At 68.9% G+C, this 7,723-nt stretch carries 7 protein-coding genes; 5 read left to right on the forward strand and 2 right to left on the reverse strand.

Annotation, left to right across the window (positions count from 1 at the left end):
• The coding region (locus IPZ69_RS45725; RefSeq protein ID WP_235460843.1) for a SpoIIE family protein phosphatase at nt 1-212 on the forward strand (212 nt) is incomplete at its 5' end.
• A gap of 134 nt (nt 213-346) precedes the next feature.
• The gene (locus tag IPZ69_RS45730) at nt 347-811 is read left to right on the forward strand and encodes a hypothetical protein (RefSeq protein ID WP_235460844.1); all 465 of its coding nucleotides are present in this window, start codon (nt 347-349) and stop codon (nt 809-811) included.
• Nucleotides 812-1,137: 326 nt separating this feature from the next.
• Here IPZ69_RS45730 and IPZ69_RS45735 read toward each other — a convergent pair whose 3' ends face one another.
• Entirely contained in the window at nt 1,138-2,085 is a 948-nt protein-coding gene (locus IPZ69_RS45735) for an SDR family NAD(P)-dependent oxidoreductase (protein WP_235460845.1), read from the reverse strand.
• Between the two features lie 109 nt (nt 2,086-2,194).
• Between IPZ69_RS45735 and IPZ69_RS45740 the strand changes: the two genes are divergently transcribed.
• Nucleotides 2,195-2,860: a TetR/AcrR family transcriptional regulator gene (locus IPZ69_RS45740; protein WP_235460846.1), complete on the forward strand. Its 666-nt coding sequence runs from the start codon at nt 2,195-2,197 to the stop codon at nt 2,858-2,860.
• 1,166 nt (nt 2,861-4,026) lie between these two features.
• Here IPZ69_RS45740 and IPZ69_RS45750 read toward each other — a convergent pair.
• Nucleotides 4,027-5,556, reverse strand: coding sequence for a glycosyltransferase family 39 protein (locus IPZ69_RS45750; RefSeq protein WP_235460847.1), 1,530 nt, complete (start codon nt 5,554-5,556; stop codon nt 4,027-4,029).
• Between the two features lie 128 nt (nt 5,557-5,684).
• On the opposite strand from IPZ69_RS45750, the gene IPZ69_RS45755 reads away from it, so the two are divergent.
• The gene (locus IPZ69_RS45755; protein ID WP_235460848.1) at nt 5,685-6,365 is read left to right on the forward strand and encodes a response regulator transcription factor; all 681 of its coding nucleotides are present in this window, start codon (nt 5,685-5,687) and stop codon (nt 6,363-6,365) included.
• On the forward strand, nt 6,352-7,723 hold a 1,372-nt coding region (locus IPZ69_RS45760; RefSeq protein WP_235460849.1), incomplete at its 3' end, for a sensor histidine kinase. The genes IPZ69_RS45755 and IPZ69_RS45760, both read left to right, overlap by 14 nt.

A 7,723-nucleotide genomic window follows, 5' to 3' on the forward strand; every position in this document is an offset into this window, starting at 1 on the left:
TCGTCCTGTACACAGACGGCCTGATCGAACGCCGCGGTGAGGACATCGACGCCGGCCTGGCCCGCCTGACCTCCACGCTCGCCACCTGCACCGGGTTCGGCGCGGACCACCTCGCCGACGCCCTCCTCGCCCGCCTGGGCCTCGCCAGCGGCGCAGGCGACGACATCGCCATCGTCGTCGTCCGCCTGGAGCGAACGACCCGACCGTACTGATCAGGCCAATGTCGTCGCCGGCGAACGCGCGGCCACGGGGACAGGCGGCCGGCTTGGCACGGTCGCATGGCGGCCCGGGCCGTCCGCCCCAGCAACACAGCCGACACTGGCGGCGTTTTGCCACGATGCCCGTGATGCAGCAGCTGCCGATCCCCTGCCCCGCCCACCTCATCCCGGACACCACCGGCACCGACGCTTTCCCCGCCGCGTACCGGCAGGCCATGACACAACACGCCGCATTCGTCGCCATCCTGGTGGCGAAGGTGCGGGGGGGCATCTCGCAGCGTGAGCCGCACGGGCAGCTGACACAGATTACCGATCGTGCCGAGCGGGCCGTCGTACGGGACCTGTCGGATGGGTCGTTCTGCAACTCGGCGGGGCTGACCATGCTGCCGGGTGCTCGTCATGAAGCGGAGAGGGCTACGGTGGTACCGGTTGTGGCCTGTGTGCCGATCAGGGCAGGGTGCCTGCTGGTGCGTCATCTAGGGGCCGACCTGTTCCGGGGTGCTCGGTCGCGCAGGACAAGCAGGGTCCAGCCGCGGCCGGCTGGATCGAGTGGTCTGATCGCGGCGGTGAAGAGTTCTGCGGGTCAGCGGTAGGAAAGCCGTCCTCGGCCCGCCACCGGGCAGCGGTCAGCTGCCGGTGTGGGGCACCGACGGAAGTCCTCTGCCAGGACTGATTCCGCGGTGGGCACTCATCAGTGCCCACGCTCGCAGAGATCATTTCCCGGCGTGCCAGGATCCGCCGTGCGTACCTGTATGCGGCCTGGCCCGCCGCTCGGTATCGAAGACGACGAGCATTCGGATGCTCACCGTCCCACCGCTCCGCGGACGCAGCTCCCGCATGTTCCTAGCGGCTGTTCTCGATCGCGCCGACCGTCGGGCGGCAAAGCGCCGGACGGGCCGGCGCCTCCTACCGGCGCGGGCTACATCGTGATGGCCGATCCGGAGAAAAACGAGTTCTGCTGGGACTGAACAACGGGGAACTTCACGCCGGTGAGGTCTTCGGAGACGGCCCACAGCCGCTGTTGGACGGCTACCTCGTACGACTGCGGGCTGGAGGTGACCAGCCGGGGGTGGCCCTTGACCTCGTTGCGGCCGCCGGGACCGTAGTACTGGCCGCCGAGCGCGCCGGGGTCGGTGGCGGCGCGCAGGGTGGGCAGGGCGCCCATGGCCGGCGTCTGGGTGATCAGCGGCGCGAGCCAGGTGACGGGCAGGCGGAGCGCGGCGGGGGTGTTGCGGATGAGGTCGGTGTTGGACACGCCGGGATGGGCGGCGACCGCGACGGTGGTGCCGTGCGCGGCGAGCCGGCGCTGCAGCTCGTAGGTGAACATCAGGTTGGCCAGCTTGGACTGACCGTAGGCGGCGGCCCGGCTGTAGGACCGCTCCCACTGCAGGTCGTCGAAGTGGATCGCGGCCCGGATGCGGTGGCCGGTGCTGCTGACCGTCACCACGCGCGAGCCGGGCACCGGCAGCATCAGGTCGAGCAGCAGCCCGGTGAGCGCGAAGTGGCCGAGGTGGTTGGTGCCGAACTGCATCTCGAAGCCGTCGGCGGTGGTCTGCTTCGGGGTGTACATCACGCCGGCGTTGTTGATCAGCAGGTCGATCCGGTCGAGCCGGGAGTGCAGCGCCGCCGCCGCGGTCCGCACGGAGTCGAGCGAGGTCAGGTCCAGCGCCTGCACAGTCACCTCGCCGGTCATGCGGGCCGCGGCCCGCGCGCCCTTCTCGACGTTGCGCACGGCGAGCACCACGGACGCCCCGTGCTCGGCGAGCGCCTTGGCGGTCTCGTACCCCAGTCCGGTGTTGGCCCCGGTCACCACGGCCACCCGCCCGCGCTGGTCCGCAATGTTCGCTGTCGTCCACTTCTCGCTCATGTCAGGCTCCCAGCCAGATAACGTACCGAAGGTATCTTGCGTCGTCGACATTAAAGTACCTTCGGTATGTTGTCAACGTACCGAAGGTACCTAATCTAGACTGGAGAGCGTGACTTTCCAGCGGGCGCGAACCGAAGAGCAGCGGGAGATCCGCCGACGGGCGATCCTCGACATGGCGTCGGCGATGCTCGACGAGATGCCTGTGGCCGCGCTCACCCTGAACGAGCTCAGCCGCCGGGTAGGCCTGGCGAAGCCGAACGTGCTGCGCTACTTCGAGTCCCGCGAGGCAGTGCTGCTGGAGCTGCTCGACCGCTATCTGCGGGAGTGGCTGACGGAACTGGCAGGGGAGTTGGCCGCCGGCATCGACGAAGACCTCCCCATGCCCGAGCGAGCGGCAGCCGCGGCCGAGATCCTCAGCCGCTCGCTGTCCGGCCGCATGGTGCTGTGCGAGCTCTTCGGCGCCCAGGGCAGCGTCCTGGAACACAACGTCTCCGTCGAGGTCGTAGCACGCTACAAACGCGCCTCCCTGGACCGCCTGACCACCATGACCGCCCTGCTCCGGAAGTACCTGCCGGAGCTGGGCGAGAACGCAACACTGTTCAGCCTGCAGACCATGGTCATGGCCGGCGCACTGTCGGCGTACAGCACGCCCCCACCCAGCCTGCAGGCGGCCTACCAGGCCGAGCCCGACCTGGCCCGCTTCCACCTGGATCTGCAGGACTACTTGAAGCAGGCCCTGACCGCAACCCTCCTGGGCGTGCTACCCCGCCGCTGACCAGCGTTGCACCGAACAGGCCGACACCTCTGTGCCTCTTGAGCCGACCGTCAAGCGCGCCGGACCCGGCCCCTGCTCGGGCTCGGTGGGTGCTCGAGAGGCCTTGAGCCGGCGGCCGTGCGCGCCAGTCCCCCACTGTTTCCCGTACGGTCTGCGCCACCGCGTGCGCCCGCTGGGCCAGGTCGTCGTCCAACGCGGCCACTCCCCCGCCCTGAGCACGTCCGGTGACGACGACCGGCTCGTGGACCGGATACAGGGCCATTGCCTCGCCATGCGCACGCCAGCGCCCACGCGGCGATGTTCTGCGCGAGCCCGCTCCCGTGTCCGTCTCCATGCACGTGCACGTGCAGGACGGCCCGTCGGCGGTACACACCCTGATCAACCACGCCGGTCGTTGCGATGTGATCGCCAATCGCGCAGTACGCACCGGCCTCGGGTAAGCCGAGCTCCACGACGGTGGTGTCGGCCGCCATGCGCAGGGCGCGCACGGGCCCCTCCCGACTCCGGCGACCGTTACCCGGTAGGCACTTCTCAGATCACTGGGAACTGCACATCCTCAAAACAGCAGCTCAAAGGGTCTGGCATGAACGGCGGTAGGCGTACTGGCCCCGGTCGGCGGCGACAGTCCACGCCGGAGATCATCTGACAGGCCGCCACGGGCACTTCCCGGTTTCGCCTGCCTCTCGCCCGTCGGCTCCCTACGATCCGTATCCGGAGCGTCACGCCACGGCGATGGGGGAGGAGCCCGGGATGCTGGAAAGGATCACCGCCCGCCGCGCCGAGCTGGACGCGCTGGCCGACAAGCTCACCGAGCAACTGGAGCAGGTCAACGCCGAGCGCGAGGAACTGCTCCGCTGCTCGTCGGGGTTCGAGGAGATCAACGACGCCGACATCCCCGACGTCCCGGGTCTTCCCCCGGGCTGTTGCCGGTCAGCCTGGGTTCGGGAAGGTGCCGAGCCGACTGATCGTGTCGGTGATTTTTTCCGTCCATGGCCAGTGGCGGGCGCATCGCAGGCGCCGCCCGCGTGCGGTTGCGATGAGTTGGGCAGGGGCGGAGAACAGCCGCAGCCTCCCCCGGCAGCAGTGACCGGCAAGTCAAGGTCCGTGGCTTCCAGGTCGAGACAGCGTGACGGCGGTGGTGCCGGCCCGGCCGGCACCAGTCGCGGTCACCTCGTCACCCCACCGCTCGCTCCCGGGCTGTTGGCTCGAGGACCCGCCTTCGGAGGCGGGCCGTCGTCCCGGACATAGACGGTGACTCGCGCCCCGTTGACATGGGTTGTTCCGTACTCACGGAAGTAGCGCCGCAGGGTGCTCGTTTTCGCCTCCTCCTGCGGGTTGGTCGGCGAGTTCACACCCACCGCGCGGACCGCGACGATCCGGTCGAATTCCAGCATGCATGCCGCTATGTCCCGGGCGGGAAGCTCGGTACCTGCAAGTGTGTTCGACGAAACGGGATCCTGTGCCAGGACGAGATCTGTCAGGAAACGGGTGTCCTCGGGGTTGGCCGCGGTCAAGGTCCGTTGCTGGCCGGGGAGATAGAGCAGCCCGTCGCCCGGACGGCCTTCCTCGCGTACCGCGGCGCCGATGGCGGTGGCGTCATTGCTCCGGCTCTGGGGGGTCCTCAGCGAGAGACTCGGCTGGACGAGCGCGGCCAGTACGGCGACCGCCGCGATCCACGGGGTGCGGGAGGACCGCTGCCGCCGGTGGAAGTAGTCCATCCAGGCGCCCAGCAGCAAGGCGATTCCGAGATTGCTGTAGAGCACATATCGGTCGACGAAAAGGGGCTTGACGAGTGAGGTGATCAGCAGCAGAAGGCCCGGAAGCACAAGAATCGGCACCGCCAGCGCGGAAAGCCGTACGGGCCCCCTCACTGCCAGGGGCGCTCGGGCACACGCCACGCCCATGACCGCCACCACCAGGAAATATTGAAGCCGCACCGGTCCGCCGATCCAGGACACCTGCTCGGACTGTGCCGCGCTGCGGATCGCCAGTGCCAACAGCCCGGCCACAACGCCCGCGGCAGCCACACTCCACGCCCTCAGCACCGGTCGTGGAACACGGGAGACGACCAGGGTGACGCCGTGTGCGACCAGGGCGAGGACCGCGAACTCATGGAGCAGACAGGCCAGCAGCATGGTGGAGCCGTAGACCGCCCACCGCCACCGGGCGCGATGAGGGACGCTGACCAGGAGCGCGTAGGTGGCCCAGGTGACCAGGGCACAGACTATGGCATACGAGCGGCCTTCCTGCGCGTACTTCTGGACCTGGGGAAGGAGCGGAAACACCAGCCCGGCCAGCAGCCCGGCACGGGGTCCCACCAGGCGTAGCCCCAGAAGCCCGACTCCGCTCGCTGCCATGGACATTGCCAGCACAGACGGCAGCCGCAATGTCAGCAGTCCGCCACCGAAGAGACCGAAGATCTCATGCATCATGGCGTAGTAGAGGGCATGGACCAGATCAACATGCTGGGCGGTGTGCCATATCTGCGAAAGATCGCGGTGCGCGAGCTGATAGGTGACGGACTCGTCCCCCCACATGGTGTTCTGCCGGCGGATACCCCAGAGCCCCAGAGCGATGGTCAGCGATAAGGGCGCGATGACGACAACGGTTTTGGCCGGGCTCGGTGAGGGTCGACGGGCGGGTACGGGAGGGGAAACCGCCCGGGCCACGGCGGGGCCACGTTCAGCAACGGACATTGGCGACAGGGCCTTTCAGCAGCGGCGAAGACGTTCCGCCAGCGTGCCGGGACCTCGTTGACCAGTTGCTGACCCAACCTGACCGGCCGATCAGGAAGGTGGGCTAGCGCTGTGCGAGGCTGCACCCCATGCGCATCCTGGTGGTCGAAGACGAGGTGGACCTTGCCCACACCCTGCACACCGGTCTGACCGCCGAGGGCTATAGCGTCGACCTCGCCCATGACGGCCGGCAGGGACTGTGGATGGCCCGGACCGGCGAATACGCCCTTGTCGTACTGGACTTGATGCTGCCCGGACTCAACGGCTACAAGGTCTGCGCCCAGCTGCGCCGGGAGGGCAACGCGACTCCCATCCTGGTACTCACCGCCAAGGACGGGGAGTGGGATCAGGCAGAGGCCCTGGACACGGGGGCCGACGACTACCTGGCCAAACCCTTCTCCTACATGGTGCTCGTCGCACGGCTGCGGGCCCTGGTCAGACGAGCCGCCGCGGTCGCCCCGCCCGTCCTTGCCGTGGGCGACCTCTCGTTGGATGTCGCCGGCCGGGTATGCCGCCGGGCCGGGGTCCGGGTGGAACTCACGCCCAGGGAGTTCGCCGTGCTGGAGCTGCTGGCCCGCCGGGCGGGCCAGGCGGTCTCCAAAGCGGATCTGCTCTATCACGCGTGGCCCGACGAGGCATGGGATCCCAACCTGGTGGAGGCGCGCGTCAGCGCCCTGCGCAAGAAGGTGGACGCCGCGTTTGACCGGCAGTCTCTGCAGACCGTGCGGGGTATCGGCTACCGCCTGGTGGACGACCGTGAACGCGACTGAGCCGCGACGCCGCTGGTGGCCGCGTTCGGTACGAGCCCGCGCGGCCCTGGCCGCCGCCTCGACCGCCGCCTTCATTTTGCTCGGCATCGGCTGGTGGGTACACCACGACGTCTACCGCCAGAGCACGCAGATCGCCGAAGAACAAGCCCTGGAACAGCTCTGGTCGTTACGCGATCAGCTGAAGGAGGGTGTGGTTCCCGTTCGCACAAGCGCCGTGCCGTACGAGGTCGTCGCGACCGGCCGGCGCACCGCTGTCGCCTACGGCGGAGGCATGGTCGCCTTCGATCCCGGCACCCGCCATGTGCTGCCCGCCCCGACCGGGCATGGGTCGCCCAATTTCGTCCGCCTTCCTGTGAACCGCGACTACAACCCCGGGATCAGAGGCGATATGGCCGGCGGGACCTATCGTGTCTTCTCCGCCGATATCAGAGCCGATGAACTGAGCAGCGACAAAGTCGCCGCTCTGGGCGTCACCGCCGACGCCAAGCTGCGGGTCTATGTGGTGGTGCTCCCGCACACAGCCGAGGCAATAGCCAAGACCAGTGACCGCCTGCTGCTGCGGGCCGGGCTCGTCGGCCTCGTACTGATCGCCGCCGTCACCTACTTCGCCGTCCGCATCGCGCTGCGGCCGGTCGAAGCCATCCGTGTCCTCACCGCCTCGGTCACCGCGAGCGACCCCCGCGAACGCGTCACCGTCCCCGCCGCGGGACACGAGATCACCGCCCTCGCCACCACCATCAACACCACCCTCCAACGCCTCGACAACGCCGCCGCCCAGCAGCGCCGCTTCGTCGCGGACGCCGCCCACGAACTGCGCAGCCCCCTCACCACACTGCTGGCCAGCCTGGAAGTGGCGCTCGCCTACCCAGAACGCACCGACTGGCCCGCCGCGGTCACCACCGCCGCACGACAGACCCGCCGCCTCCAGGCGCTCGCCGAAGACCTGCTGCTCCTCGCGCGCCTCGACACCCTCACCCCCACAGCCAGCCCCGAAACCGTCGACCTGACAGCCCTCGCCTCCCGGCTGACCGAGCAATCCCCTCCCACCGAACGGCCATTGACCCTCAGCTGCGACAGCACCGCCCCCGCATACGTACACGGAAACCCCGACGCATACGAACGACTGCTGCGCAACCTCCTCGACAACGCCGCCCGCCACGCCGCGCACCGCATCCAGATCACCGTCCGGAACCAGGACGACTGGGTCGTCCTGACGGTGCACGACGACGGACCGGGCGTGCCCACCGAAGACGCCGAGCGCATCTTCGAACGCTTCGTCCGACTCGACGACGCCCGCTCCCGCGACCACGGCGGCACCGGCCTGGGCCTCGCCATCGCCCGCGACCTGGCCCACCGCC

It is taken from the genome of Streptomyces olivochromogenes (assembly GCF_021538895.1).
GTDB classification, from domain to species: domain Bacteria; phylum Actinomycetota; class Actinomycetes; order Streptomycetales; family Streptomycetaceae; genus Streptomyces; species Streptomyces olivochromogenes_A.

Bases quoted from the DNA above. Each gene is read 5' to 3' on its own strand.
- IPZ69_RS45750 (WP_235460847.1), bottom strand. From the start codon at position 5,556: ATGTCCGTTGCTGAACGTGGCCCCGCCGTGGCCCGGGCGGTTTCCCCT.
- IPZ69_RS45755 (WP_235460848.1), top strand. From the start codon at position 5,685: ATGCGCATCCTGGTGGTCGAAGACGAGGTGGACCTTGCCCACACCCTG.
- IPZ69_RS45730 (WP_235460844.1), top strand. From the start codon at position 347: ATGCAGCAGCTGCCGATCCCCTGCCCCGCCCACCTCATCCCGGACACC.
- IPZ69_RS45735 (WP_235460845.1), bottom strand. From the start codon at position 2,085: ATGAGCGAGAAGTGGACGACAGCGAACATTGCGGACCAGCGCGGGCGG.